Source organism: Blastococcus sp. SYSU DS0669 (assembly GCF_054050895.1).
The window spans coordinates 64,945-90,777 of the sequence record NZ_JBJHAE010000017.1 but is presented as its reverse complement, the minus strand read 5'-3'; the positions used below and the strand labels follow the sequence as shown (position 1 = coordinate 90,777).

The following is a 25,833-nucleotide window of genomic DNA, read 5'->3' as shown; positions in this document are numbered from 1 at the left end:
CCGCGAACGCGCCGACGTGCTCCCCGGCTGGCTGCACACTTACAACCACCACCGCAGCCACACCGCACTCGACGGCCAACCACCGATCAGCCGCGTCAACGACCTACCTGGTCACTACAGCTAGCGGCTGGCTACGGCACGGACGTCCGCGCGGGCCAACAGTCCGTGCCCAGAGGCGAGATGTCAAAGATCTAAAGTCGGCGCTCGATGCCTTCAAGGCCCAGCAGCTGACCGCGCGTGGCGTATCAGGCAACCACGAGGCCAAGCGTGAGGTCGAGCCGTCAGCCTCCTAACGGTGGCTGGACCTTGGCTGCTGAGAGGTGGCGATGCCCTTGCACGGCCTCAGGGGGCAACCACCTCCCTGGGCGCGGCGCGGCTACGCCCGGGCATGTCCCGAGGCGTGCACCCACCCGAGGACATGCGTCAGAGCTGTCGGCCGCGTTCGCGGCGGCGAGAGGGCACGCAAGCGCCCGCCAGTCCCAGCCACCACTGGGCTGCGCCGGCCCAATCCGAAGCCTGGCCCCGCAGGCTGAACGCTGTCCTGAAGCGGCCTGCTATGGGACATCCGCGTGGGCCCTCGGCGGTTCCTCGTCAACCCCAATCACGACCGCGGTCCTCCCCGCCGAGGCCGCCGGTCAGGGACCTCTCGGCCGTAGCGTGAGTCAGTGCCTTCTGACTTCACGGCGTGGATTGCGCCCGTGGCGACGCTGGTCGGCGTAGTCCTCGGGGCGAGGCTGAACGGGAACAGGACGGAGCGTCGCGAGGATCGAAAAGCGATCTTGGCTAGTCGCGCGGATTTGATCGCGGAGCTGGACCTGGAACCTCTGGCCGCCCATATCCGGATGGGGGAGGGGCGGGACCGTGTGGAGCTACTCCTGCTCGGGATCGGCCTCTCCTCGTGGTCGGTCTGGTCCTTCCTGCGAGTCCTGGAGGCGCATGAGCAGGACAAGGGCTCATTGGCCGTCGACACGGAGCGGAGGATCGTGATTCCCGCCCTCGTGCAGCGGGCGAATGCCTACCGCGACGCGGTCGGGGCTCTATCTCGGTACCTCGACGGTTCGATGAGCCGACGCCGGACTGAGCGCCGCTTGGTCAAGGCTGGCCACCACATCAACACGAGCCGCGGTCGCCTAACGAGGCATAGCCGCCGCTGGGCCAACCACCAGGCCCGCGCCTTCGACCCGCCATTAAAGATTCTCAGCACGCGGAACCACGTCGGGCCTCCCGGGACGCTCGGGGGCAACCCAGGTCCGCGGGGCACTGAGGGTTGAGGCCCTGGCATCGGCGGAGTGGTGACCTGCACTTGCGATCTTCCAACTGGGTTCGACTGGTGGACCACCGACCTCCCGGGTGTCCCTGAGGCCGCTAACTGGGGGAGTGAGCGCTGACTGGTTCGGCTGGTGACGAGCCTTCGCGGGCCCGTCTGCCAGTCGAGGAGGGGTACGGCGGGACGGTCGCCTTGCGTCAGACTCGCCGGGCCGTTACAGCCCCCCGGAAACCCCCCACTTTCAGCGAGAGCTGCCGTGAGTCAGCGTGAGGCCTGAACGAGCTGTCCTCGCGATGACCAGCAAGGATCGTTGTCGGCATGAATCGGCGTGACCCCCTGCCAACTAATCCGCGGGTTGTGGGTTCGATCCCCACGGGGCCCACGCGCGACCGCCGTCGACCAGGGCTTTCACCCGTCGAGGATGGTCCCGTCAGCGAGGTGCTCGATCCGTCCCTCGAGAACGTTCCCCCGGCACAGGTCGGGCTGGGGCCGTTCCTGCGGATGGTCTGCGCCGCCATCGATGTCCCTGGAGGTGGTGGCCTCGGAGACAGCCCGGCGCCCCACCGACCGTGTGCGCTGAGGCCCCATTTCCGGGCCGGGAACGGGGCCCTGCCGCGCACGGTCGACCGGTCTCGATGCCCGATCCGGCGGCCCACAGCGGGCCGCTTCACCAGGTGCCGGCTGCTGGCGGATCCCGTCGCGGGTGCTAACGGCCCGGATCGCCGGGCCGGCGTCGCCTCGCCCGGCGGCGGTCAGGTCCGGCAGGCGCACCCACGGGCGATGGCGCCGTCGACGGTCGCCGAGCAGAACCGCGCGGCGATCGCGTCGTGGTCCGCCCGAGGGTGCGGGCACGCGCCGCACGCGGCGCCGAATGCCGGCGCCTGCTCGGGCGCTCGTCTCTCGACGGAGGTCGTGGTCGGGGCGTGGAGCATGGAGGAGGTCATGGCGGAAGCGGCCTGACTCCACCGCGGCGCGGCGGGATAGCGGTGCGTCGGTCCCGGCGCTGCAGGGAGGCAGCGAACGAGGAGGGGCCGGAACGCCGACGCTACGCCTGGCCCGCGCGCCCGCCGTCGTCCGAGGCAGCGCCGCCCGACCCGCGACGTGACGACCCCGCCGGAGCGCCCGCGCGTTTCTATTGACTTTCGATAGATAGGCGGCGACAGTCGATCGCATGACCCATCTGCGGCACGTGGTGCTCCCGCTCCGGATCCTGCTCGCGGTCGTCCTCGCGGCCCTGCTCGCCGCGCAGCTGTGGGTGGTCCCCGAGCTGCTGCCGGAGATCGCCGAGCCCTCGCTCGAGCAGTCGGCCATGCGCGTGGTCATGCTGGTGGCCGCCGTCGTGGCGCTGGCCTGCGTGCAGGTCGTCGTCGTCTGCACCGGGAGGCTGCTCACGCTGGTCACGCAGGACAAGATCTTCAGCCCGGGTGCGCTGCCGTGGGTGGACGGGATCGTCCGGGCCGTCGCGGTCGGGTGGACGATGCTCCTGGCCACCTTCGTCTGCGCCTACTACTTCATCGTCGACGAGGTCAGCGACGACCCGGTGCTGCCGGCGCTGCTGCTCCTCCTGCTGCTCGTCGGCGCGGTCCTGGGCCTGCTCGTCGTGGTCATGCGGGCGCTCCTGCGGCAGGCCACGAACCTGCGGGCCGACATGGAGGCGGTCATCTGATGCCGATCGTCGTGCGCATCGACGTCGAGCTCGCCCGCCGGAAGATGAGCGTCGGGGAGTTCGCCGAGCGGATCGGCCTCACCCCGGCCAACGTCGCCGTCCTGAAGAACGGGCGCGCCAAGGCCGTCCGGTTCAGCACGCTGGAGGCCATGTGCCGGGTGCTCGAGTGCCAACCCGGTGACCTGCTCGAGTGGGTCGAGGACGAGCACGCCGTGCCGGAGCCCGCTCAGGGAGCCGGCCGGTGATCGAGGTCCGCGGGCTCACCCGCCGCTACGGCGACGTGCTCGCCGTCGACGACCTCAGCTTCACCGTCGAACCGGGCACAGTCACCGGGTTCCTCGGGCCCAACGGCGCCGGCAAGTCCACGACCATGCGGGTGGTCCTCGGCCTCGACCGCCCGACCTCGGGCCAGGCGCTGGTGAACGGGCGCCCCTTCGCCGCCCTCCACGAACCGCTGCGCGAGGTCGGCGCGCTCCTCGACCCCGGGGCCGCACACCCCGGCCGAACGGGACGGCAGCACCTGCGCGTGGCCGCGCGCGCCAACGGGATCCCAGGGCGCCGCGTGGACGAGGTCGCCGAGCAGGTGGGCCTCGACGGCGCCGCCCGCCGCCGGATCCGCGGCTACTCCCTCGGCATGCGGCAGCGGCTGGGCATCGCGGCGGCGCTGCTCGGCGACCCCCGCGTGGTGCTCTTCGACGAGCCGGTCAACGGCCTGGACCTCGACGGCGTCCGCTGGATCCGCGCGCTGCTGCGGCGGCTGGCCGACGAGGGCCGCACCGTGCTCGTCTCCAGCCACCTCCTCAGCGAGATGCAGCAGGTCGCCGACCGGCTGGTCGTGATCGGCCGCGGTCGCCTGATCGCCGACACCACGACGCAGGAGGTCCTCCGCGGCCTCGGGCACGGCCGGGTGCGGGTCCGCAGCCCGCGCGCCGACGAGCTGGTCACCCTGCTCCGGGACGGCGGCATGACGGCCGAGCGCACGGGCGCGGAGGAGCTGGTCGTCGAGGAGGCGACCGCCGGGCAGGTCGGCGAGGCCGCCAACGACGCCCGCATCCCGCTGCACCACCTCTCCGAGGAGGCCCGGTCATTGGAGGAGGCCTACCTCGCCCTGACCGGCGGCAGCGTCGAGTCCACCGACCGCAGCGCCGAGCCGGCAGCAGCCGGGGCCGCACGGTGAGCGCGACCACGGCACGGGGTGCGGCGCACGACGTGCCGGTCACCCGCCTGCTCGGGCGCACCTGCGCCGCCGAGTGGACCCGGTTGTGGACGGTCCGGTCGACCTGGTGGTTCCTGCTCGCGGCGGCGATCGCCATGGTGGGGCTGGGTGCGGTGCTGGGAGGTGAAGCGGCGTCGGACCCCGGGGGTCTGCGGGGTGAGCCGGCCTGGATGGTCTCGACCTTCACCGCGATGCCGGCGCAGTTCGCCCTCCTCGGGCTGGCCGCCCTCGCGGTCACCGCCGACTACGCCACGGGCGGGATCGTCCCGGCGCTGCAGTGGACCCCCCGCCGCGCGGTCCTCCTGCTCGCCCGCACCGCCGTCGTGGTCGCCGCGGCCACCCTCGCCGGGGTGCTGCTCGGCGTCGTCTCGGCCCTGGCGGCCCGCGCGGTGGCCGGCCCCGGGCTCACGCTGCCGCTGGACGCCGGCCTGGACGCCCTCGGCACCCTCGCCCTCGTCGTCGCGGCGGGTGCCGCGCTCGCCACCGGGCTCGGCTTCCTGCTGCGCTCCACGGCCGGCGTGCTCGTCTCGGTCTTCCTCCTGATGCTCGTCCTCCCGCTCCTCCTGCCGCAGTTCGGCTACGACTGGACGACGACGGCGGCGCAGTGGCTGCCCGGGTCCGGTGCCGCGTTCCTGCTCCTCGGGGAGGCGCAGGGCATGACCCGCGGCTCCTCGGTCACCGTCCTGGTCACCTGGGCGACCGCGGCGGTCGTCGTCGGCGGCCTGCGCCTGGTGCGGGACGACGCGCACCGGTGACGCGACCCGAGCCCGCCGACGTCCTCGTGGTCGGCGCCGGGCTGGCCGGCCTGCACACCGCCACCTCGCTCGCCCGGCGCGGCCACGACGTCCTGCTGGCCGACCGGCGCACCGAGCTCGCCGGTGCGATCCGCACCACCGGCATCCTCGTGCAGAAGACCCTCGACGACTTCCCGCTCCCCCCGGAGCACCTCGGCCCGCCCATCCGCCGGGTGGCGCTCTACCCACCGGACCTGCGGCGTCCGCTCGAGCTGGTCAGCGGGCGCGACGAGTTCCGGGTGGGGGACATGGCGGGCCTGTACCGGGCGGCCGCCGCGAGCGCCGAGGCCGCCGGCGTGCGGCTCGCCCTGGGCACGCGGTACGTCGGCCGGCGGTCCGGCCGCTCCCTGCTCGCCGGTCGCGGGGGCCCGGCGGAGGTGCGGGCGCGCTTCGTCGTCGGCGCCGACGGAGCGCGGTCGCGGGTCGCCCGCGACCTGGGGCTCGACCGCAACGACCACCTGCTGGTCGGCGCGGAGGAGGTGTTCGACGTCCCCGGCGTCGACGGACCGCCGACGTTCCACTGCGTCCTCGACCCCTCGCTGGCGCCCGGCTACCTCGCCTGGGTCGTGAACGACGGTCGGCACGCCCACGTCGGCGTCGCCGGCTACGGCGACCGCTTCCCCCACGGGCTGCGCCGCGCGCTGGACCGGTTCGCCGCCGCCGCGCCCGGTCTCGCCGACGGCGGCCGGCCGGCCGACGTCGAACGACGGGGCGGCCCGATCCCGGTCGGTGGGCTGCTGCGCCGGATCAGCAGCGCGGAGGGGCTCCTGGTCGGCGACGCGGCGGGGGCGGTCTCGCCGCTCACCGCCGGCGGACTGGACCCGTGCCTGCGGCTGTCCGAGCACGCCGTCGACGTCCTGGACCGGGCGCTGCGCGCGGGGGATCCCGAGGTGCTGCGCGACTACGACGGCGCCACGCTGCGCGCCCGCTTCCGCGGCCGGCTCTTCCTGCGCCGGGGACTGGCGCAGGTGCGCACGCCGGCCATGGCGGCGGCGGCCTTCGGGCTGCTCCGGACGCCGCTGGGCAGGGCCGCGGCGGCCCGCGTGCTCTTCGGTGACCGGTCGTTCCCCGACCCGAGGGTCGGTGCTCCCGGCTAGCGTGCCGCCATGGCCGAGCTGGTGCTGTTCCACCACGCGCAGGGGCTGACCGCAGGGGTCCGCGCGTTCGCCGACGACCTGCGGGCCGACGGGCACGTCGTCCACACACCCGACCTCTACGGCGGGCGCACCTTCGCCACGCTGGAGGACGGCGTCGCGCACGCCCGGGAGCTCGGCTTCGGCGCGGTGCTGGAGCGCGGCCGGGCGGCCGTGGCGGAGCTGCCCGAGCGGCTGGTCTACGCGGGGTTCAGCCTCGGCGTCATGCCGGCGCAGCTGCTGGCGCAGACCCGCCCGGGCGCGGCCGGTGCGGTCCTGATGCACGGCGCCGTCCCCCTCGGGGAGTTCGCCGACGAGTGGCCCGAGGGGGTGCCGGTGCAGTTCCACGTCATGGACGCCGATGAGTGGGGGGACGTCGCCGAGGCGCGCGAGCTCGCCGCGGCGATCGGTGACGCGGAGCTGTTCCTCTACCCGGGGGACCGGCACCTGTTCACCGACCGCAGCCTGGCCGACCACGTCGAGGCGGCCGCTGCCCAGGTGCTCGACCGCGTGCGGGCCTTCCTCGCCGCCCGGGCGTAGCCCCCGACACGCCGGCGCAGCGGGGCGGCCGCGGGATGACCGAGCTGCTCCCGACCCTCCGCCACGCTCGTGGAGCGGCGGTTTGTCGACAGGTCGGTGCGCCGGGGGAACGGTCACCGGGCCCCTCGCGGGCACCGTGCAACGAATGGGACACGGGCCCGGTCCGGGGCCGGTCGCGGGGGCCGTCGGAGGGGCTCCTCCTCCCTAGCCTTCGGGACGTCCGCGGTGCTTCCCAGCCGCGGTGATCCGCCTGCGAGGAGCCCCTGTGCACGCCACCGCTTCACCGGTCCGCAAGCCCGTCCCCGATCTCCTGGAGGGCGCCGACGAGGGCCTGGGCCTGCTGCGCGAGCTGATGGTGGAAGAGCCCGCCCCGGCGCCGCCGGCACCCCGCCCGCCCCATCCCGGGTGGACCGCCCGCGTGCAGGACTGGACCCACCGCGCCTCGGCCTGGGGCGAGGGGCCGCAGGGGGCCTGGCGTGCCTGGTGAGCTGCTCGCGGTCGCCGCGCCGCTGATCGGGTGCGGCGCGCTGATCGCGATCGTCGTGGTGCTGGGGGCGAGCTCCACCGCTCGCTACGAGTTCGAGCGCAACGGGGTGCAGGCGCAGCGGCGGGCGTCGGTACACGCGTCCCGGCCGGCGGGCCCGGCCGCGGCCCGCGCGTCCGAGGTCACCGCCGCCGCGAGCGGTGCGGCCGAGCGGCCCGCGGCGGAGCGGTCGGCCGTCGGCCTGGCCACCCACCCGGCGGGGCGGGACCTGCCCGAGGGCCCCTCCACGACCGGCTGGTGGCTCGTCGCCGAGCACGACGGCGGCGCGGTGGCCGGCCCGTTCGCCGACTCGATGGACGCCGGGTGGGCGCGCCTCTCCGCGAACCTGACCGACACCACGCGCGTCGTGCACGGCGGACGGCGGCCGGACGGCGGCGTGGTGCGCCGGCAGCCGCCGGAGGAGCGGGAGTGGCTGGCCGACCTCGGGGACCAGCTCGACCGGCTCCCCGAGGACTGGGACCCGTTCATGGTCGACGACGAGGACGTGCTCGCCACGCTCGCCGTCGACGTCACCGCGGCGTTGCTGGAGGCGGGGCTCCCGCTGCACGACTGCGAGGCCCGGGAGCCGGCCGCCCACGCCGCGGGCGGCGTCTGCCTGACCCCGCACCCGGAGGGGGCGGGCGTCCTCGTCACCTGGCGGCAGCACGACCGGATGAACGTGCACCAAGCCCGCGGAGCCGCGCTGGAGGCCGCCGTGCAGCGGACGATGAGCGTCGCCGTCGCCTCCGTGCTGCGGCAGATGGGCTTCGGGGTCGCCGAGTTCGGCTCACCCGGCTGCCACCTGGTGACGGCACCGGACCGCTGACCGGCGGCCTCGGTGCCGGCAGCAGGGGCCCCGCGGACGGCGGGCGCACGGTGGGTCGCACGGGACGGGACGGGCGGGCAGGTCGGTCGCGGAGCTCCCCGGAGGGGCTGACCTCTTCCCGGGTGGGACCTGCGACGTGCCTGCCATTCCCCGGTCCGCTCCCGCCTCACCTGGACGGGTGGGGCCCCCTTCAAGCGACCTGCACCACAGCCCGATTGGAGCGGCGTGCGCACATCCCCGGACGTGGACCGCCGACGGCGGCGCGGCGTGCCGCTGTGGCGGTACCTGACCGCCCTCGTGCTGCTGCCGCTGATCGGCGTCGTCGTCCTCACCGGGGCGGCGGCCCAGGCCCGCGCGGCCGAGGCGGGGAGCGCCGAGCGCGCCGAGGTGGCCGTGCGCGCGCTGGCCCTGCTGGACGCCGCCCGCAGCGGGGTGGAGCAGGAGATGATCCCCGCCCTGTCGCTGGCGGTCATCGACGACCCGGCGGCCGCGGCGGCCTTCGGGCTGCCCACCTTCTTCCCGGCCGCCCAGCGGCAGGTCGCCCTCGACGAGGTGGCCCGGGCGCGCGGCATCACCGACCGTGCCCTGGCCCGCCTCGCCGACGGCCCGGTCGGCGCCGAGGCCGCGGCGCACGCCACGGAACACCTGGGCAGGCTGCGCCGGGGGCAGGACGCCGGGCGCCTGGACCTCGAGGAGCTGCACCTGCGGTTCCTCGCCGTCTCGAACGACCTGATGACCGCGCAGGCCGCCGCCGCAGCGACGGCGACCTCCGAGGGCGTGCCCCGCGCCACGCTGCTGGCCGTCCGTGACGTCCAGACCGTCGCGCACCTGGCCGAGACCGCCGGCCGGCAGATGCCGCTGTTCCTCGGTTCCCTGCTGGTCGACGGCGAGGACCGGCTGATCGGCTCCCGCGCCGCGTGGGAGACCTCGTGGATGGACTACCGGGACGCCCAGCGGACGATGGAGAGCCTGTCGGGGCAACCCCTGCGCGACGCCTGGCAGCAGGTGCGCACCTCGGACGTCGTCGCGGACGTGGACGGGCTGCTCGCCCGCGGCCTCGCCGGCGAGGTCAGGAACCTGCAGCTCCCCGACCTGGTCACCGCGCTCTTCCAGAGCCAGGAGCGCAGCGCCATGATGGCCGAACTGGTCGGGACGGCGGTCGACGAGGCCCGGCAGCTCGTCGCCGCGGACCGCGAGCGCGCCAGCGACCGGTTCCACGCCGTGCTGCTCATGGGGGCCGGCCTGCTCGGCGCCTCCCTGCTGGGGGCGTTCCTGCTGGGCCGCAGCGTCACCCGGGCGCTCCGGCTGCTGGCCGGCCAGGCGACCGAGATCAGCGAGGGGTCGCTGGTCGAGGTGGAGGTGGACGGACCGCGCGAGGTCCGGACGGTCTCGGCCGCGCTCGGCTCGGCGGTCGCGGGGCTCCGCCGGATCCAGGACCAGGCGCAGGCCGTGGCCCGCGGCGACGTCGACGAGGCGCTCCTCGACGAGCCCCTGCCCGGCCCCCTCGGCGCGGTCGTGCACGCGTCGGTCAAGGCCATCGTCACCTCGGTGCGCCAGCGCGAGGAGCTGCAGTTCGCCCTCGCGCACCAGGCCACCCACGACCCGCTCACCGGGTTGCCCAACCGCGCCCAGGCGCTCACCCTCGTCACCTCCGCGCTGCACCGCGGCCGGCGGTCCGGCGAGATGACCGGGCTGCTCTACGTCGACCTCGACGGCTTCAAGGCGGTCAACGACGCGCACGGCCACGCCGCCGGTGACCTGGTGCTGCACGAGGTGGCCACCCGCCTGGGCGCGGCCGTGCGGCCGGGGGACGTCGTGTGCCGCCTCGGCGGCGACGAGTTCGTCGTCCTGGTGGAGCCGGTGCACGCCGAGCACGACCTCATCGACCTCGCCGAGCGCCTCATCGCGTCGGTCGGCGAACCGATCGTCGTGGGTGCGGCGACGGTCGGCGTCGGCGCCAGCGTCGGCGTCGCGGTCAGCCGCGACGGCGGAACCGACGCCGACGTGCTGTTCGCCGAGGCGGACACCGCCGCGAACCGGGCCAAGGCCCACGGGCGGGGCCGGGCGGAGATCTTCGACGAGACGCTCCGGCTCCAGCTCTCCGAGCAGGCCGCGCTCGAGGCCGCGATGTGCCACGGCCTGGCCGCCGGGGAGATGCACCTGGTCTACCAGCCGGTCGTCGACGTGGCCTCCGACCGGCTCACCGGCTACGAGGCGCTCGTGCGCTGGGACCGGCCGGGCGTCGGCCCGGTGCCTCCGGACGAGTTCGTCCCGGTGGCCGAGCGCTCGTCCCTGATCCGGGACATCGACCGCTTCGTGCTCGGGGAGGCCACCCGCCAGCTGACCGAGTGGCGGGCCGGGATCCCGGTGACCCCGGGGTGGCCCGAGCCCACCGTGGCGGTGAACATCTCCGGCCGGCACCTCGCCGACCGGCGGGTCGTCGCCGACGTCGCGGAGGCGCTCGCCGCCGCGGGTCTCCCCGCGCACCTGCTGGTGCTGGAGGTGACCGAGACCGTGCTGGTGGACGACCCGGCCGCCTACGACCACCTGACCGAGCTGCGGGACCTGGGCGTCGGCATCGCCATCGACGACTTCGGCACCGGGTACACCTCGATCGGGCAGCTGCGCAGCATGCCCGTCGACACGCTGAAGATCGACCGCAGCTTCGTGGCGTCGGCCGAGCCCGCCCACCTGGAGCTGGTGGCGCTGATGATCCGCGCCGCGCACACGTTCGGGCTGACCGTCGTCGCCGAGGGCGTCGAGGAGCAGGGGCAGCTGGCCCGGCTCCGGGCGGAGGACTGCGACCGGGCGCAGGGCTACCTGCTCTCCCGGCCGCTGCCCGCGGCCGAGGCCGGCGCGTTGCTGCACCGGCGCGGGGCGGTCGCCGACCGCGCCTGAGGTTCCCGCCGTCCGTCGTGCGGCTGCCCCGCGGCGCGGGGTGTGCCACGATGCGCCCGGTGAGCGGCACAACGGAGTCGGCAGCGCTTTCCGCGTCCACCGGGCGGGGGGAGCGGGCGTGAGCGACCTCGACGTCCGGCCCGCCGAGGCGGAGAACGGGGTCAAGCGCCGGGTCTTCTACGGCTCGATCGCCGGGGTCCTGGCCATCGCGCTGTGGGCGACCGCGAGCCCGACCTCGGCCGCGGACACCATCGGCGCCCTCGTCGGCTGGACGTCGGAGTGGTTCGGCTGGTTCTACATCGCCTTCGCGACCGCGGTGCTCGTCTTCGTCCTGGCCATCGCCTTCTCCCGGTACGGGAAGGTGAAGCTGGGGCCCGAGCACTCGACCCCGCGGTTCAGCACCTTCGCGTGGGCCTCGATGCTCTTCGCCGCGGGCATCGGCACCGACCTGATGTTCTTCGCCGTCGCCGAGCCGGTCAGCCAGTACCTGGCCCCGCCGGTGGGGGAGGGCGGGACCCCCGAGGCCGCCAGCGAGGCGACCGTGTGGACTTTGTTCCACTACGGCATCAACGGCTGGGGCATGTACGCCCTGATGGGCATGGCCCTGGCCTACTTCGCCTACCGCATGAACATGCCGCTGGCGATCCGCTCCGTGCTCTACCCGATCTTCGGCAAGCGGGTGCACGGGGCGCTGGGCGACGCCGTCGACATCGCCGCGGTCCTCGGCACGATCTTCGGCGTCGCGACCTCGCTGGGCATCGGCGTGGTCCAGCTGAACTACGGGCTGTCGGTGCTGTTCGGGATCCCCGAGGGCCGCGCCGCCCAGCTCGGGCTCATCGCGCTGGCCGTCGGCATGGCGACCGTCTCGGCGGTCAGCGGCGTCGACCGGGGCATCAAGCGGCTGTCCCAGCTCAACGTCGTCCTCGCCCTGGGCCTGGCCGGCTTCGTGCTGGTCACCGGCAACACCGCGTTCCTGCTCAACGGGCTGGTGCAGAACGTCGGGGACTTCGTGAGCAGCTTCCCCGGCCTGACGACGGAGACCTTCGCGTACGACCGGCCGGACGAGTGGCTGAGCGCCTGGACGTTGTTCTTCTGGGCCTGGTGGATCGCCTGGGCGTCCTTCGTCGGGCTCTTCCTCGCCCGCATCTCCCGCGGGCGGACGATCCGCCAGTTCGTCGCCGGCACCCTGCTGCTCCCGTTCAGCTACATCCTCATGTGGGTGTCGATCTTCGGGAACAGCGCCATCGACCGGATCCGGCAGGGCGACGCGGCGTTCGGGGAGACCGCGATGAACCTCCCCGAGCGGGGCTTCTACACGCTGCTCGCCGACTACCCCGCGTTCCCGTTCATCGCGGCGATCGCGACCTTCATCGGGCTGCTCTTCTACGTGACGTCGGCCGACTCCGGCGCCCTGGTCATGGCGAACCTCTCGTCACGGCTGCGCCGGCCGCAGGACGACGCAGCCCCGGCCGTGCGCATCGTGTGGGCGGTCGCCACCGGCATCCTCACCGCCGCGATGCTCCTGGTCGGCGGCGTCCCCGCGCTGCAGAACGCGACGATCATCATGGGCCTGCCGTTCGGCTTCGTCATGGTGCTGGTGATGATCGGGCTGTACCGCGCGCTGCGCAGCGAGGCCGACCGCGCCGTGTACCGGCACCGCATCGCCCCCTCGGGCCGGCCGTCCGCACGGCGCCGGGCGCGGCTGCGCCGCCGCCGGGCGCCGGGCCCCACGGGACGGGAGCGGGTCGACCAGTACCTGCACGAGACGGTCCGGCCGGCCCTCGCGGAGGCGTCGGCCGAGCTGCGGGCGCGGGACCTGGCGTCGGACACCCGCTGGGTGGTCGACGACTCCGGGGTGACGTGCGTCGAGCTCACCGCCCAGGGCCACGACGGGGTGCCGTTCCGCTACCGCATCAGGCCGGGCCGCGCCCCCTATCGCGGCGGAGGTGGCGCCCGCCCGGCGTCGGACCTGGGGGGCTCGCGGCTCGACGTCCAGGTGGAGCCGGGCGGCCGCGACGGCGCGGTCGGCTATGACGTCATGAACTTCACCCACGCCCAGCTGATCGACGACGTGATGGACCGCTTCGAGCAGCACGTCGCCGCCCGGGGCTGAGCTGAGCCGGCCGGTCAGCTGTCGAGGAACTCCTCGACGACGGGCGCGAGTTCGTCGGCCTCGGTGACCAGCGCGATGTGCCCGCCGCGGTACACGTGCAGCTGCGCCCGGGGGATCAGCCGGGCCATCACCCGGGCGTTCACCACCGGGATGATCGGGTCGTCGTCGCCGGCGACGACCAGCGTCGGCTGACGGATGAGCCGCAGGAACGGCAGGCTGCTCCAGCCGGTGCTCGAGGCGAGCTGGTAGTAGTAGCCGCGCCGCGGGCCGACCCGGGTGTGGGCGTGCAGCGCCGCCGCGGCGCGCTCGGGCTCGGTGCGCACCGACCCCCCGTAGATCTGGCCGGCGATGCTGCGGGCGTAATCGGAGTCGCGGTGCCGCCGCGGCGTGAGCATGTGGGCCAGCACGCGGGGCCTGGCCGGCACCATGAGCGATCCGGTGGCCGTCGCGGCCAGCACCAGCTTCCGGCAGCGGCGCCGGTGCTGCACCGCGAAGTGCTGGGCCAGCCCGCCGCCCCAGGACAGGCCCAGGACGTCGACCGGCCGGTGGTGGCCCAGCCGGTCCAGCAGCCCGGCGATCACCGGGCTCAGCGTGGAGAGCAGGTAGGGGACGACGGGCGGGGGCGAGCCGCCGACGCCGGGCACGTCGAAGCGGATGACGGTGCGCCGGGGCTCCAGCGCGTCGACGAAGGGCTGCAGCACCTCCAGGCTGGCGCCGATGCCGTTCATGAGCAGCAGCGGCGGCACGGTCTCGTCGGTGCCCGGCCGCACGGAGGTGCGCAACGTCCGGCCGCCGATGGTCAGGCTCCGGACGACCTCCCGGTTGCTACTTGTCGAAGACATAGGTGCCGGGCGCGTCGGCCAGCGGTTCGAGGCCGTTGCCGCCGAGCTGCTGCGGTGCGGGGATCTCCTCGCCCGACCGCTCGCCGAGCCAGGCCACGTAGTCCGGCCACCAGGAGCCCGGCACCGTCTCCGCCCGGCGCAGCCACTCCTCGGGGTCCGGAGGCGTGCTGGGCGCGACCTGGAAGGTCGACTTCGGGTTGCCCGGGGGGTTGACCAGCGAGGCGATGTGCCCGCTGGTCGAGAGGACGAACCGGCTCTCGCCCCCGAGGAGCTGGGTGGTGCGGTAGCAGGCCTGCCACGGGCAGAGGTGGTCGGCGATGCCCGCCGTGACGTAGGAGTCGACGGTGACCTCCGACAGGTCCACCGGCGAGCCGAGCATGGCGGCCCGGCCGGGCTCGGTCAGCGCGTTGCCCAGCGCGACCTCGATGAAGTCGCGGTGCAGGGCCGCGCTCATCCGGGTGGTGTCGGCGTTCCAGAAGAGGATGTCGAAGTTCGGCGGGGGCTTGCCCTGCAGGTAGTTGTTGACCCAGTAGTTCCAGATCAGGTCGTTGGGGCGCAGCCAGGCGAAGACCTCGGCCAGCTGGGAGCCGTCGAGGTACCCCTTCCGCCGCGAGCGCTCGATGGCCGACTCCACGGCCTCGGGGTCCATGAGCGCGGCCATGGTGCCGGCCCGTTCCCAGTCGAGGACGGTCACCGCGAAGCTGGCCGAGCGGACGCGCTCCTGCCGCCCGGTGGCGGCCAGGTGGGCCAGCACCATCGCGGTGATGATCCCGCCCGAGCAGAAGGCCTGGACGCTGACCTGCTCCTGGCCGGTGATCCGGTCGACGGCGTCCATCGCGTCCAGGACCGCCTGGCCGTAGGTGTCCAGGCCCCAGTCGGCGTGCCGCTCGTCGGGGTTGCGCCACACGATCATGAACACCTGCTGGCCGCCGGCCACGTAGTGCTCCACGATGCTGCGGCCCGGCGCGAGGTCGGTGATGTAGTACTTGTTGATCGTCGGCGGCACGATGACGAGCGGCACCGACCGGACGGCCTCCGTCGTGGGCCGGTACTGGATGAGCTCGAAGACGTCGGTCCGGAACACCACGGCCCCGGGGGTGACCGCCAGGTCCTCGCCGACGGTGAACGCGTCGGGTTCCACCATCGAGGGCACCCGCGGCGGGCTCGTCAGGTCCGAGAGCAGGCGGCGCAGGCCCTTGAGGGCGCTGATCCCGCCGGTGTCGATGGCGGCCTTCAGGGACAGCGGGTTCAGCACCGGGACGTTGCTCGGGGCGAGGGCGTCGACCAGGTTCGTGGCGGTGAACCGGATCCGCTCGTCGTCCTGCCAGTCGAGGTCGGCGTCCTCGATCAGCTCCCAGGCGACCTGCGCCGTCGCGAGGTGGGCCTGCATGGTCCGCCGGAGCAGCGGGTTGCCGCTCCAGGCCGGGTCGGCGAACCGCTTGTCCTTCTTGCCGGGCGCGAGGTCGGAGCGGCCGAGGGCGACCTTGCCGAGCTCCTGGGCCAGCTCGCCCGCCCGGCGGGCCACCGTGCCCGGCTTGCGCGCGAGCGAGGTGCCGAAGCGGAGGGCCGTCCCCGCGGGCGGCACCAGCCGCCGCAGGGGGCCGCGGGCGGCGTCCACGAGCACCATGTCCAGCCCCGTGGCGGCCTCCACGGCCTCGTCGGGGCTGCCGGCGGGAGGTGCGCTCTCGGGACCTCCGCGCGGTGGTGCGGAGGCGCTGCGGGCCGGTTCGGTCGCGGGCTGGGCCATCGCGGGTCTCCTCGTGACGCGCTGCCCGGGGAGGCGGCGACGCCGTCCCCCGAGACGCGGTTGTGACCCGGCCCACTCAACCACAGGGCCCGGTGTCCGGCAGCCCGCGCTCAGGTCGTCGACGCCGTCGAGTCCCGCCGGTGCCGCAGCAGCATGAGGAGGGCCGGCCAGCCCAGCGCCAGGCCGGCGCCGATGAGGGCGCCGGCCACGGTGTCGGAGAGCCAGTGCGCCCGCAGGTAGACGCGCGACAGCGCCATGACGGCGGTGAACTCGACCGCGTGCACCTCCCAGCGCCAGCGGCTCGGGCCCGGATGGGCGAACACCAGCACGAGGCCGAGCGCGGTCACCGCGGTGGCGATGGCGTGCCCGGAGGGGAACGACGCGGCCGTCGTCTCGATCAGGGCGCCCGGCGGACGCGGCCGGTCGGTGGCGGCCTTGACGGGCCCGATGAACAGCTCGCTGGTCAGGACGGCGAGCGCGAACGCCGCCATGCGCAGCCAGTGCCGCCGCCAGGCGAGCAGGAGCAGCGCCGCGACGCGCAGCGGCCAGTTGACCTCGGCGCTCCCGATCCAGGAGAGGGCCCGCGCCACCGCGGTCACGGCCTCGCTCTGCGCGGCCCCCGCCCACCGCCACACCGCGTCGTCCACCGCCTGGACGGCCGGGGCGGTGGCGGGCAGGACGACGAGCACGCCGACGAGCACGCCGCCGCCGAGCAGCGCGCCGCTGACGGCCAGCCCGCGCCGGGAGTCGACCAGCATCAGCCCCGCCGCCCCGCCCGCACGCTCACGCCGCCTCCGGGACCAGCGCGGTCCGCGGCGCGGCGTTGGGCTCCCGCCGCCAGGAGCGGTTGTGCCGCCAGAACAGGTAGCTGCCCAGGCCGAGGGGGATGGGCAGCACGTAGCTCAGCGCCCGGAACAGCAGCACCGCCGCGGCCACCGGCGCGCGCGGCCCCCCGGCCGCCGCGAGGCCGGCGATCAGCGCCACCTCGACCACGCCGAGGCCGCCGGGGGTGAAGGGGACGGCGGTGAGCAACCGGGCGAAGGCGAAGACGACGAGGGCCTCGGCCACGCCGACCTGCTCGGCGCCCACCCCGACGAACCGGAGCGAGAGCAGCAGCAGCAGGAACAGCGACAGGTGGCTCACCAGCGTGGCCAGGGTGATCCAGTGCCAGCGGGCCCGCAGGAGCAGGACCGTCCGGTCGCGGAACTTCGTCGTCGCCAGGTCCCAGCCGACCACCGGGCCGCGCCCGAAGGGCCGCCGCGCGGCCGTCGCCGCCCGGGCGGCGAGGAGGCCGACCCGGGCGGCGCCGGCGGGGCTGCGCAGCACCGCCCCCAGCAGCGCGATCGTCGCGGCGAGGGCGCCCAGGGCCACCAGCCCGGCGACCAGCCGCGCGGCCGACGGCGGGGCGGAGAACGCGAGGAGGGCCAGGGCCAGCACGGGCAGGCCGAGCTTGGCGAAGTTGTTCCACAGCCCGGCCACCAGCAGCGCCACGGACGTGCGGGAGCGGGAGAATCCCCAGGAGGAGTTCATCGCGTAGGTGAGGCCGACGGCGAGGGCCGCCCCGCCGAGCACGGTGTTGGAGACGGCCGTCGCTGCCTCGGTCGCCACCGTCGCCTGCCGCAGGTTCATGCCAGGGGTCGTGGCGACGACGACGAACTGGTAGGTCGCCAGGTTCCAGCCGGCCGCCAGCAGCAGGGCCGCCGTCTCCACCCACGACAGGTCCGCGATCGCCGCCCACACCTGCGACAGGCTGGTGAACTGCGGCAGGAACCAGGCGAAGACGGCGACGACGAGGCCCACCGACAGCAGCGGCCCGAGGAGGCGGGACCACCGCGCGCGGGGGGCCTTGCCGCCCGCCGGGGCCGCGGCGGCGCTCACCCGCCACCGCCCGGCGGGTCGAGGTGCAGCTCACCGTCGGTCTGGTCGAGGACGGCGGCCCGCACCTCGTCGCGGGTCACCGCACCGATCCCCTGGGTGGCCACGCCCAGCGGCTCGGCGCGGTTCTCGCCGGACAGCCGGAACAGCACGCTCACGCACCCGCCGTCGAAGACGTAGAAGCGGGTGCCGACGTAGTGCGGGCTCACCTGGCCCACCTGCTCCCACCGGCGCATCCCCTCCCGCTCGCTGGGGATCTCCGTCGCGCCGGTTGTGTCGCAGGACGCGGTCAGCGCCACCTCCAGCGCGTGCACCCCGTCGCGGTCGGAGTCCAGCCAGAAGCGCGCGGAGCTCTCCGTGGCGACCAGGCCGGCCAGGCGCCAGCCCAGCGGCATGGCCTCCAGGCAGGGCAGCCAGGTGGCGCTCGGCACCGACTGGGCCATGAGGACGACCCCGTTGGCGGGGTGCCCCTCGTCGCCCCGTTTGCAGGCCAGCGTCTCCTCGCTGAGCACCTGCGGCTGCACGCAGCCCGAGAGCAGGGCCGTCGCGGCGAGCAGGAGCACGGCCGGGCGCCGTCGCGCGGTCACAGCGGGGACCCGAGCAGGCCGGTGGAGACGTAGGCGGCGATCCCGACCGCGGCGAGGGTGACGACGGTCAGGCCGGCCCGCCGCCAGGTCCAGCGCTGGATCCGCACCGGCGGCAGCCGGAAGGGCAGCAGGGCCAGGAACTCCGCCTGCAGGTCCCGGCCCCGCTGGCGGATCATGCGCCGCAGCTGGGAGGGCATGGTCAGCCCGCGGGTGGCGGCGAACGCCTCGGCGATCTCCTCGTCGGAGAAGTGCAGCCGCGCCCGCCGGTACACCCGCTCGGCGTCGGTCCGCAGCGCCAGGACCAGCATCATGTTGGCCAGGTCCACCGCCTGCCGCCACGGGCTCGGGCGCACCTCGGCGAACGCGGAGTCGATGAGGTACAGCGTGCCGTCGCGGACGAGCAGGTTGGCCGGCTTGATGTCCCGGTGGGCCACGCCGATCTCCCACATCCGCCGCACGGCCGCGAGGCCCTGGTCGATGACCGCGTCGTCGATCTCGGCCTCGCCGACCTCCTTCGCGCCGGCGATGAACTCGGTGACCAGCAGGTACTCCCGCTCGGGCGTGATCTCGACGATGCCGTGCGGCTGCGGCACCGGCAGCCCGCCGTCGCAGAGCACCCGCAGCACGTAGTCCTCGTACTGCACGAGCCGCCGCACGCTGTGGAAGGGCATCTCGTCCTCCAGCCGCCCGTACAGCAGCGTGCGCCCGAGCTTGTACCAGCGGTCGGAGCGGAGGTGGGTGGCCGCGTAGAGCTTGCCGAACACGCAGCTCTCGACGTCCCCGTGCGGGTCGTGGGCCTTGACGGTGATCTTCAGCGGCGTCGAGCCGCCCGAGCCGGCCAGCCCGAACGGCGCGACGTCGGTGGCCACCAGCCCCAGCTGGTCCTGCAGCGCCCGGACGATGGCCGCGCCACGCTCCCCGGAGACGTCGAGGTGGGCCGGCCGGGCGCGGGTGTAGCGCACCGGGTGGACGGCGTTCGGCGTGAGCAGCCGGAACGCGGCCAGCGGGGTGGCCACGCCGAGGACCACGCCGGCCAGGACGCCGGTCGGGTGGTCCTGGGCCAGGTAGAGCCGGGAGGCGGCGGTGATCACCAGCAGGGCGCACACCACCCACTTGCCGATCGCCCGCTTCCGGCCGGGCGGGACCAGCGAGTAGATCGTGCTGACCAGCAGGGCGGCGAGCACCGTCACGGGGAGGGACGGCATCGCGAACCCCGACCAGTCGCCGAGCACCTCGACCTCGAAGGGCCGGGGCCGCTGCAGGGTGGTCGCCATCGCGGCGCCGACGTTGACCACGAGCAGGCCGACGCCCAGCCAGACGAGCAGGTGCCGCCAACGGCGGAAGGCGGCGAGCAGGACCAGGTCGGCGAGCCAGAGGGCGTGCAGCGCCCCCGCGCTGGCCAGCAGGCCGGCGAGGTCGGCGACCGTGGTCAGGGCGGGGGAACGGATGCCGGCGATCGCCTGCAGGATCCGGGTGTCGGCGACGTCGACGTACCGGATGGTGCCGGTGGCGACGACGGCGACGCAGGCGAGCAGGACCAGCGCGCTGAGCGCCAGCCACCACCGGCCCGACGCCCGGAGCTGGCGGGGGAGGGGCGGTGGCTCGCCCGAGGGCCGGCGACGGCGACGGACGCGTGCGATCGGGGGCGGATCGGGGCGCGCGACCGGCCCCGTCGCCCGTGGCTCCGGAAGCGCCTGCGGCAGCGACGCCATGCGGGGAATGCTGCACCTCCACCCGCGTGCGGACCATCCCTTTCCGCCCGCTGCGGCGCTACGGTGGCCAGCCGCGGGAGGTGGGTGCCGTGCGCGCTGGCAGGTCCGTCGGAGCGGTGCTCCTGGCGCTGGCCGTGCTGGCCGGCTGCACCCCCGCGGAGGCGCCGCCGCCGGAGCCGGAGGTGATCCGGTTCGCCTCCTACGACTTCACGGAGAACCAGATCCTCGTGGAGGTCTACGCCGAGGCGGTCCGGAACCGTGGCCTCCCGGTCTCGGTGCAGCACGGCATCGGCACCCGCGAGGTGGTCTCGCCGGCGCTGCAGCAGGGTCTGGTGGACGTCGTGGTCGACTACCTCGGGACGGCGCTCTCCTTCGCCCGCCCGCAGTTCCCGCGCCCGCCGGCGGAGCCCGGGCAGATGCACGCCGTGCTCTCCCGCACGATGGGCGGCCGCGGGGTGGACGTGCTGACCCCCGCCGCGGCGGAGGACCAGAACGGCTTCGTCGTCACCGCCCAGTTCGCCGCCGAGCACGGGGTGAGCCGGCTGTCGGACCTGGCCCCGCTCGCCGGTGACCTCGCCTTCGGCGGGCCGCCGGAGTGCCCCGACCGCCCGTTCTGCCTGGTCGGCCTCGACGAGGTGTACGGGTTGCGGTTCGGGACGGTGACCAGCATGCCGTCGCGGGCGGCGACGCTCGAGGCGCTGCTGTCGGGCCAGGTGCAGGTGGGGATGCTCGAGACCACCGACGCGCGGCTGGCGGTGGCGCCCGTCGTCCTGCTGGCCGACGACCGCGGGTTGCAGCCCCGCGAGAACGTCGTCCCGATGGTCCGGGCGGAGGCGCTGGACCGGTGGGGCGAGCCCCTGCGCGAGGCCCTGGACGGCACGAGCGCGCGGCTGACCACCGGCGACCTGGTCGAGCTCAACCGCGCCGTGGAGTTCGACGGGCGGACCCCGGCCGAGGCCGCGCGGGCCTGGTGGGCCGCCCAGTAGGGGTCAGACGATGCCGCCGGTCCTGCTCCGCGCCCCGCTCCTCGCTCGCCGGCGCTCGCCGCGATGCTCACGGGGCTGTCGTCAGACGATCGCGCTGCTCCCCGTCACACCGCGCCCCACGATGAGCGTGTTCACCTCGCGGGTGCCTTCGTAGGAGTAGATCGCCTCGGCGTCGGCGACGTACCGGCCGACGTGGTTCTCCAGCAGGATGCCGTTCCCGCCCATCAGCTCGCGGGCCCAGCCGACGGTCTCGCGCATCCGCATGGTGCAGAACGCCTTGGCCAGCGAGGCCTGTTCGTCGGTCATCGTGCCGGCCCCCTGCAGGTGGGAGAGCCGCGTGCACATCGCGGCCGAGGCGGTGATGTTCCCGAGCATCCGCACCAGCAGGTCCTGCACCAGCTGGAACTCCACGATGGGCTGGCCGAACTGCTCCCGCTCCTTGGCGTACCTCAGGGCGTGCTCGTAGGCGCCGCGCGAGCAGCCGACGGCCGACCAGGCGACGCCGGCGCGGGTCATGCGCAGCACGTCGGCGGTTGCCCGGAAGCTGTGCGCCTCCTGCAGCCGGTTCTCCTCGGGCACCCGCACGCCCTCCAGGGTGATGTGCGCGTTCTGCACGGCCCGCAGCGCGATCTTGTCCTTGAGGTCGACGGCGGTGAAGCCCGGCGTCCCCTGCTCGACGACGAAGCCGAGCACCCGCTCGGTCTCCACGTCGCGCGCCCAGATGATGATCAGGTCGGCGAAGCTGGCGTTCCCGATCCACTTCTTCTCGCCGTCGAGCACCCAGGTGTCGCCCTCGCGGCGGCAGGTCGTCTGCAGGCCGCGCGCGACGTCGGAGCCGTGGTCGGGCTCGGTCAGCCCGAACGCGCCGATCAGCTCCATCCGGGCCATCGCCGGCAGCCAGCGCTCCTTCTGCTCCTCGGAGCCGCACAGGTAGACCGAGCCCATGGCCAGGCCGCCGTGGACGCCCATGAACGTGGCGATCGACGGGTCGCCCTTGGACAGCTCCATGGCGATCATGCCGTCCAGCAGCGGCGAGCGGCCGCGGCAGCCGTAGCCCTGGATCGAGACGCCGGCGATGCCGAGCTCGGCGATGCCGGGGATGAGCTGGCGGGGGAACTCCGCCCGGGTCCAGTACTCGTTGATGATCGGCGTGACCTGCTCGTCCATGAAGGTGCGCACCCGGTGCAGCAGCGCCCGGTCCTCGTCGTCGAGGAGCGCCTCGAGGTCGTAGAAGTCGGACGTGATCGTCGACGCGTCGCTCATCGCGGTACGGCCTCCTGGGTGGGATCGGTGGCCTGCACGTACCCGGGGGCGGTGGTGGCAACCAGGCGTGCGGTGCGGGCGCCGCGGGCACAGAAGCCCGACCGACCGACCGGAGGAACCCCCGTGACGAGATCCATCGCCGACCAGACCATCGAGGAGCTGGGCGGGCCGGGCAGCGTGCTCGCCCGCCAGCGCCGTGACCACGAGGAGCTCGACCGGCTCCTGCACGAGCTCGACGGCGCGGAGGGCGCCGCGCAGGAGGAGGTGCTCACCCGCATCGACCGGCTGGTGTTCAGCCACGCCTTCGCGGAGGAGACGGTGCTGTGGCCGGTGATCCGGCGGGTGCTGCCCGACGGCGACGCGCTGACCCTGCAGGTGGAGGAGGAGCACCAGGAGGTGAACGAGCTGGTCAGCGCGCTCGAGCGCGACGGCCTCGACGACCCCGGACGCCCCGCCCGGCTGCGGCGGCTGGTCGAGGTGCTGCGAGAGGACGTCCGCGACGAGGAGGACGTGATGCTGCCCCGGCTCCAGGAGCGGCTGACCCCCGACGAGCTGCGGGCGCTGGGTCGGCGCTGGGCGCTCATGGCCCGGATCTCGCCCACGCGGCCGCACCCGACCGTGTCGCGACGGCCTCCGGGGAACGCGCTCTCCGGCCTGCCGCTGTCGCTGATCGACCGCACCCGCGACGTCGTCGACGCCGGAACGCGCCGGGTGCCGGACCGGTTCACCCCGGCCGGGCGGGCGGTGAGCCAGGGCCTGGGCGCGCTGGCCGGGCTGGTCGAGCGGGTGCCGCTGAGCCGGCGGGGGGACGAGCCGCCGACCAGCCGCTGACCCGGCGGAGGGCCCGGCGCCCACGGTGCCGGTCCCTCCGCCGGTCCACGGCCGTCCCGGAGGTGCGCTCGACCTCGCGGCACTGGAGCGGACCTCGCGGCCCACCGCGCGCCCGGCTGACGTACGGCGAGGTCGACCGGGCCCGGGCACGCGACGGCCCCCTCCCGCAGCGGGAGGGGGCCGTCGGCGCTGTGTCGCACTCGGGCAGGAGCGGGCCTGTCTCAGGTGGTCTGCTTGTCGTCGGGCTCGTCGCGGGCGTCGAGCTGGATCTCCTTCTCCGCCCGCGGCACGCCCTCCTTCAGCTCCTTGGTGCGCTCCACCTCGGCGTCGAGCTCGATGCCGAACAGCAGCGACACGTTGATCAGCCAGAACCAGATCAGGAAGATCACCACACCGGCGAGCGCCCCGTAGGTGGCGTTGTAGCTGCCGAAGTTCGCCACGTAGAAGGCGAAGGCGGCCGAGGCCACGACCGCCACCAGGATGGCGACGCCCGCACCGGGGCTCACGAACTTGAAGCCGCGCAGCTTGGCGTTCGGCGTCGAGTAGTAGAGCACCGCGATCATCAGCGCGAGGATCACGAGGATGACCGGCCACTTGGCCCAGGTCCACACGGTCAGGACGGTCTCGCCCAGGCCCATGGCCTGGCCGACCGCGTCGACCACCGGGCCGCTGAGCACCAGCATCGCCACGATGAGCGCCGCGAAGAGGATGCCGACCAGGGTGATCAGGATCTGCAGCGGCTTGAGCTTCCAGACCTTGCGGCCTTCGCGCGTCTCGTAGACGACGTTCGCGGCGCGGGTGAAGGCGCCCACGTAGCCCGACGCGGTCCACAGGGCACCGACGAGACCGAGCACCAGGGCGAAGCCCAGCGGTGCGCTCTGCCCGGCGACGTCCTCGATGACGGGGTTGAGGGTCTCCGCCGCGGACTGGGGAACCACCGCCGTCAGCGCGGTGGTGAGCTCCTCGGGGTCGGTGAAGAGGCCGACGATGGCGGCCAGGGCGGTCAGCGCGGGGAACAGCGCCAGGACGCCGTAGTAGGTCAGCGCCGCCGCCCAGTCGGTGAGGTTGTCCTCGCTGAACTCCTTGACGCTCCGCTTGAGCGTGCCGCCCGTCGTGGGCTTGGGGTCGGCGCCCGTGGGCGCGTAGTCGGCCCGCGTGCCGCTGATGTTGTCGTCCTGCGGAGCGGGATCGCCGCCTGCGCGGTTGTCGTCGAAGCGCGTTTCAGCCTTCGCACGGCTGGACGAGCCGGTGGGTCGTGCCATGTGGGGTCCTCCAGGGACGAGGGCGGTCGCACCTCTCGTTGCCCCGGACGGGGGGGTTCCATGCCGGACGCGCCGGTAACGGTTGTGCGGCACCTGTGTCGGTGAGCTCAGCGCACCCCGGAGACCGGGGACCACTCACCGGCGCCCGCGGTGGCCTCCTCCACGTCGGCGAGCGGGTCGTGGCGCCGGTGGGGCCCGCCGCGCCGGTCGCCGCGCACCCCGATCAGGGCCACCAGCACGACGACGACCGAGGCGCCCGCCCCGATGAGCGCGACCAGCGTGAAGGCCAGGGCGCGTGGCAGGCCGGTGGCGGGGTCGAGGGTGCCCGCGATCAGCGTGACGGCGAGCGTGCTGCCCAGCGCCTGGCCGACCGAGCGGGCGATCGAGTTCACCGCGTTGGCCACGCCCGTCTCGTCCTCCCGGACGGCGTCGACCACGAGCGCCGGCAGGGCCGCGTAGGCCACCGTCACCGACACCTGGGTCAGCAGGCCGGCGACGACGACCAGCCACGGCTCGCCGCGCGCGCCGGCCAGGAGCCCGAAGCCCGCGATGCCGAACACGGCACCCGCGGTGAGCGTCGGCAGGCCGCCCACCCGGCCGACGACCCGGCCGGCGAACGGTGCGAGCAGGATGCCCGCCACCCCACCGGGCAGCAGGTAGACCACCGCGGCCTCCAGGACGCTCGCGTCGAACCCGTACCCGGCGACCGCCGGGTCGGCCTGCACGTACTGCAGGACGGCGAGGAAGGAGGCGAACAGCGCGATGCCGCTCATGACGCCGGCGACGTTGGGGACGACGGTCCGCCGGTCGGTGAGCATCCCCGGCCGCACCAGCGGCTCGGCGGTCCGCCGCTGCAGCACGACCCACCCGGTGAGGACGGCGACCGCGCCCGCGGCGCACCCCAGGGTCCCCGGGGAGACCCAGCCCCAGGCGGGCCCCTGCGAGAGCGGCAGCAGCAGCAGGACCAGGCCGAGGCCGAGCGCCAGCGCGCCCCACCAGTCGACCCGGCCGCGGGCGGAGGCCGGGCGGCGGGGGAGCAGCCAGGCGGCGAGCACCAGGGCGAGCAGGGCGACGCCCAGGCCCAGCCAGAAGGCGTGCCGGTAGTCGCCGTCGTCCCCGGTGATGAACCCCGTGGCGACCAGCCCGACCACCCCGCCGACGGCGAGCGTGCTGCTGACGACCGACATCGCCACGCTGAGCCGGGCCTCGGGGAGCTCCCGGCGCAGCACGCTGATCGACAGGGGGAAGAGGCCGTAGGACGCCCCCTGCAGGACCCGGCCCACCAGCAGCAGGGGCAGGGACTCCGTCAGGACGATCAGCAGCGTGCCCAGCGAGACCGCGACCAGGATGCCCAGGATGACCGGGCGCGCGCCCCGGAGGTCGCCCAGCCGGCCCAGGACCGGGGTCAGGACGGCAGCGGCGAGCAGGTTGGCGGTGAGTACCCAGCCGGCCGCGCCCGGGGAGACGCCGAGCTGCTCCTCGATCCGCCCCAGCGCCGGGACGACGAGGCTCTGCAGGAGCGAGAGGGTGGTGACGCCGAGGGAGAGGGCCACGACCAGCGCCAGCGGCCGCGTGCCGGCACCCGCACCGGCCCGAGGCGCTGCTGTGGGTTCGGGCACGTCCTGATGCAACCACGCCCCGGTTCCGCGCCTACCCGGGATGGCCTGTGTGCAACGTGTCACACCCCCTCAGGTGAACTCTCGGATCCGACGATTGAGACAGGGCCGGTCGGGGGACAGTCAGGCCCGATGA

General features: G+C 74.5%; 23 protein-coding genes and 1 pseudogene. 14 read left to right on the top strand and 10 right to left on the bottom strand.

Annotated features, from left to right (window positions below; genetic code table 11):
• Both ACI792_RS16100 and ACI792_RS16095 read left to right on the top strand, forming a co-directional pair.
• Positions 1 to 124 (top strand): annotated as a pseudogene (locus ACI792_RS16100) (IS481 family transposase); the annotation flags it as partial.
• Positions 125 to 698: 574 nt separating this feature from the next.
• Positions 699 to 1,271: a hypothetical protein gene (locus tag ACI792_RS16095; protein WP_456603476.1), complete on the top strand. Its 573-nt coding sequence runs from the start codon at positions 699 to 701 to the stop codon at positions 1,269 to 1,271.
• A 748-nt stretch (positions 1,272 to 2,019) separates the two neighbouring features.
• On the opposite strand, the gene ACI792_RS16090 is transcribed toward ACI792_RS16095, so the two are convergent.
• Positions 2,020 to 2,199, bottom strand: a complete 180-nt coding sequence (locus ACI792_RS16090; protein WP_456603479.1) for an RGCVC family protein — start codon at positions 2,197 to 2,199, stop codon at positions 2,020 to 2,022.
• Positions 2,200 to 2,438: 239 nt separating this feature from the next.
• Here ACI792_RS16090 and ACI792_RS16085 point away from each other — a divergent pair, with 239 nt between their 5' ends.
• The 10 genes from ACI792_RS16085 (at position 2,439) to betT (ending at position 12,976) form a co-directional block, all read left to right on the top strand.
• Positions 2,439 to 2,933 carry a DUF2975 domain-containing protein gene (locus ACI792_RS16085; RefSeq protein ID WP_456603475.1) on the top strand — a complete coding sequence of 165 codons (495 nt, stop codon included), beginning with the start codon at positions 2,439 to 2,441 and terminating at the stop codon, positions 2,931 to 2,933.
• Positions 2,933 to 3,178 (top strand): helix-turn-helix domain-containing protein, encoded by a 246-nt coding sequence (locus tag ACI792_RS16080; protein WP_456581108.1) that lies wholly within the window; start codon positions 2,933 to 2,935, stop codon positions 3,176 to 3,178. The genes ACI792_RS16085 and ACI792_RS16080 overlap by 1 nt, the downstream gene beginning before the upstream one ends.
• Positions 3,175 to 4,110, top strand: coding sequence for an ABC transporter ATP-binding protein (locus tag ACI792_RS16075; RefSeq protein WP_456603474.1), 936 nt, complete (start codon positions 3,175 to 3,177; stop codon positions 4,108 to 4,110). The genes ACI792_RS16080 and ACI792_RS16075 overlap by 4 nt, the downstream gene beginning before the upstream one ends.
• On the top strand, positions 4,107 to 4,904 hold the full coding sequence (locus ACI792_RS16070; protein ID WP_456603473.1) for a hypothetical protein: 798 nt from the start codon (positions 4,107 to 4,109) through the stop codon (positions 4,902 to 4,904). The genes ACI792_RS16075 and ACI792_RS16070 overlap by 4 nt, the downstream gene beginning before the upstream one ends.
• Positions 4,901 to 6,040 (top strand): FAD-dependent oxidoreductase, encoded by a 1,140-nt coding sequence (locus ACI792_RS16065; protein ID WP_456603472.1) that lies wholly within the window; start codon positions 4,901 to 4,903, stop codon positions 6,038 to 6,040. The genes ACI792_RS16070 and ACI792_RS16065 overlap by 4 nt, the downstream gene beginning before the upstream one ends.
• Positions 6,041 to 6,049: 9 nt before the next feature.
• Positions 6,050 to 6,616, top strand: a complete 567-nt coding sequence (locus tag ACI792_RS16060) for a dienelactone hydrolase family protein (protein ID WP_456603471.1) — start codon at positions 6,050 to 6,052, stop codon at positions 6,614 to 6,616.
• A gap of 265 nt (positions 6,617 to 6,881) precedes the next feature.
• Entirely contained in the window at positions 6,882 to 7,103 is a 222-nt protein-coding gene (locus ACI792_RS16055) for a hypothetical protein (protein WP_456581113.1), read from the top strand.
• The gene (locus ACI792_RS16050) at positions 7,093 to 7,965 is read left to right on the top strand and encodes a hypothetical protein (protein ID WP_456603470.1); all 873 of its coding nucleotides are present in this window, start codon (positions 7,093 to 7,095) and stop codon (positions 7,963 to 7,965) included. The genes ACI792_RS16055 and ACI792_RS16050 overlap by 11 nt, the downstream gene beginning before the upstream one ends.
• A gap of 225 nt (positions 7,966 to 8,190) precedes the next feature.
• Entirely contained in the window at positions 8,191 to 10,863 is a 2,673-nt protein-coding gene (locus ACI792_RS16045; protein ID WP_456603469.1) for a putative bifunctional diguanylate cyclase/phosphodiesterase, read from the top strand.
• Positions 10,864 to 10,981: 118 nt separating this feature from the next.
• Entirely contained in the window at positions 10,982 to 12,976 is a 1,995-nt protein-coding gene (gene betT / locus ACI792_RS16040) for a choline BCCT transporter BetT (RefSeq protein ID WP_456603468.1), read from the top strand.
• A gap of 14 nt (positions 12,977 to 12,990) precedes the next feature.
• Here betT and phaZ read toward each other — a convergent pair whose 3' ends face one another.
• The 6 genes from phaZ to ACI792_RS16010 all read right to left on the bottom strand — a co-directional run bounded on the left by phaZ (position 12,991) and on the right by ACI792_RS16010 (position 19,739).
• Entirely contained in the window at positions 12,991 to 13,818 is an 828-nt protein-coding gene (gene phaZ, locus ACI792_RS16035; RefSeq protein WP_456603467.1) for a poly(3-hydroxyalkanoate) depolymerase, read from the bottom strand.
• Entirely contained in the window at positions 13,802 to 15,565 is a 1,764-nt protein-coding gene (locus ACI792_RS16030; protein ID WP_456603466.1) for a PHA/PHB synthase family protein, read from the bottom strand. The genes phaZ and ACI792_RS16030 overlap by 17 nt, the downstream gene beginning before the upstream one ends.
• Before the next feature lie 110 nt (positions 15,566 to 15,675).
• Positions 15,676 to 16,323 carry a phosphatase PAP2 family protein gene (locus ACI792_RS16025; RefSeq protein ID WP_456603465.1) on the bottom strand — a complete coding sequence of 216 codons (648 nt, stop codon included), beginning with the start codon at positions 16,321 to 16,323 and terminating at the stop codon, positions 15,676 to 15,678.
• Between the two features lie 25 nt (positions 16,324 to 16,348).
• Positions 16,349 to 17,443, bottom strand: coding sequence for a flippase-like domain-containing protein (locus ACI792_RS16020; RefSeq protein ID WP_456581120.1), 1,095 nt, complete (start codon positions 17,441 to 17,443; stop codon positions 16,349 to 16,351).
• Positions 17,440 to 18,027, bottom strand: a complete 588-nt coding sequence (locus ACI792_RS16015) for a hypothetical protein (protein WP_456581121.1) — start codon at positions 18,025 to 18,027, stop codon at positions 17,440 to 17,442. Before ACI792_RS16015 ends, ACI792_RS16020 begins: the two co-directional genes overlap by 4 nt.
• Entirely contained in the window at positions 18,024 to 19,739 is a 1,716-nt protein-coding gene (locus ACI792_RS16010; protein WP_456603464.1) for a phosphatase PAP2 family protein, read from the bottom strand. Before ACI792_RS16010 ends, ACI792_RS16015 begins: the two co-directional genes overlap by 4 nt.
• Before the next feature lie 89 nt (positions 19,740 to 19,828).
• Here ACI792_RS16010 and ACI792_RS16005 point away from each other — a divergent pair, with 89 nt between their 5' ends.
• A complete protein-coding gene (locus ACI792_RS16005) occupies positions 19,829 to 20,725 on the top strand; it encodes an ABC transporter substrate-binding protein (protein ID WP_456603463.1) in 897 nt (298 codons plus the stop codon).
• Between the two features lie 81 nt (positions 20,726 to 20,806).
• On the opposite strand, the gene ACI792_RS16000 is transcribed toward ACI792_RS16005, so the two are convergent.
• Positions 20,807 to 21,988, bottom strand: coding sequence for an acyl-CoA dehydrogenase family protein (locus ACI792_RS16000; RefSeq protein WP_456603462.1), 1,182 nt, complete (start codon positions 21,986 to 21,988; stop codon positions 20,807 to 20,809).
• A gap of 123 nt (positions 21,989 to 22,111) precedes the next feature.
• Between ACI792_RS16000 and ACI792_RS15995 the strand changes: the two genes are divergently transcribed.
• Entirely contained in the window at positions 22,112 to 22,819 is a 708-nt protein-coding gene (locus ACI792_RS15995; RefSeq protein ID WP_456603461.1) for a hemerythrin domain-containing protein, read from the top strand.
• Between the two features lie 221 nt (positions 22,820 to 23,040).
• Here ACI792_RS15995 and ACI792_RS15990 read toward each other — a convergent pair whose 3' ends face one another.
• Together ACI792_RS15990 and ACI792_RS15985 are read right to left on the bottom strand one after the other, a co-directional pair.
• Positions 23,041 to 24,081 (bottom strand): YihY/virulence factor BrkB family protein, encoded by a 1,041-nt coding sequence (locus ACI792_RS15990; protein ID WP_456603460.1) that lies wholly within the window; start codon positions 24,079 to 24,081, stop codon positions 23,041 to 23,043.
• A 107-nt stretch (positions 24,082 to 24,188) separates the two neighbouring features.
• On the bottom strand, positions 24,189 to 25,700 hold the full coding sequence (locus ACI792_RS15985) for an MFS transporter (RefSeq protein ID WP_456603459.1): 1,512 nt from the start codon (positions 25,698 to 25,700) through the stop codon (positions 24,189 to 24,191).
• Positions 25,701 to 25,833: the final 133 nt, after the last annotated feature.

What these genes read in the sequence shown, in the direction of transcription:
- ACI792_RS16090 (WP_456603479.1), bottom strand. Translation starts at nt 2,199, where the DNA reads ATGCTCCACGCCCCGACCACGACCTCCGTCGAGAGACGAGCGCCCGAG.
- ACI792_RS16085 (WP_456603475.1), top strand. Translation starts at nt 2,439, where the DNA reads ATGACCCATCTGCGGCACGTGGTGCTCCCGCTCCGGATCCTGCTCGCG.
- ACI792_RS16080 (WP_456581108.1), top strand. Translation starts at nt 2,933, where the DNA reads ATGCCGATCGTCGTGCGCATCGACGTCGAGCTCGCCCGCCGGAAGATG.
- ACI792_RS16060 (WP_456603471.1), top strand. Translation starts at nt 6,050, where the DNA reads ATGGCCGAGCTGGTGCTGTTCCACCACGCGCAGGGGCTGACCGCAGGG.
- phaZ (WP_456603467.1), bottom strand. Translation starts at nt 13,818, where the DNA reads ATGTCTTCGACAAGTAGCAACCGGGAGGTCGTCCGGAGCCTGACCATC.
- ACI792_RS16030 (WP_456603466.1), bottom strand. Translation starts at nt 15,565, where the DNA reads ATGGCCCAGCCCGCGACCGAACCGGCCCGCAGCGCCTCCGCACCACCG.
- ACI792_RS16025 (WP_456603465.1), bottom strand. Translation starts at nt 16,323, where the DNA reads ATGCTGGTCGACTCCCGGCGCGGGCTGGCCGTCAGCGGCGCGCTGCTC.
- ACI792_RS16010 (WP_456603464.1), bottom strand. Translation starts at nt 19,739, where the DNA reads ATGGCGTCGCTGCCGCAGGCGCTTCCGGAGCCACGGGCGACGGGGCCG.
- ACI792_RS16000 (WP_456603462.1), bottom strand. Translation starts at nt 21,988, where the DNA reads ATGAGCGACGCGTCGACGATCACGTCCGACTTCTACGACCTCGAGGCG.
- ACI792_RS15990 (WP_456603460.1), bottom strand. Translation starts at nt 24,081, where the DNA reads ATGGCACGACCCACCGGCTCGTCCAGCCGTGCGAAGGCTGAAACGCGC.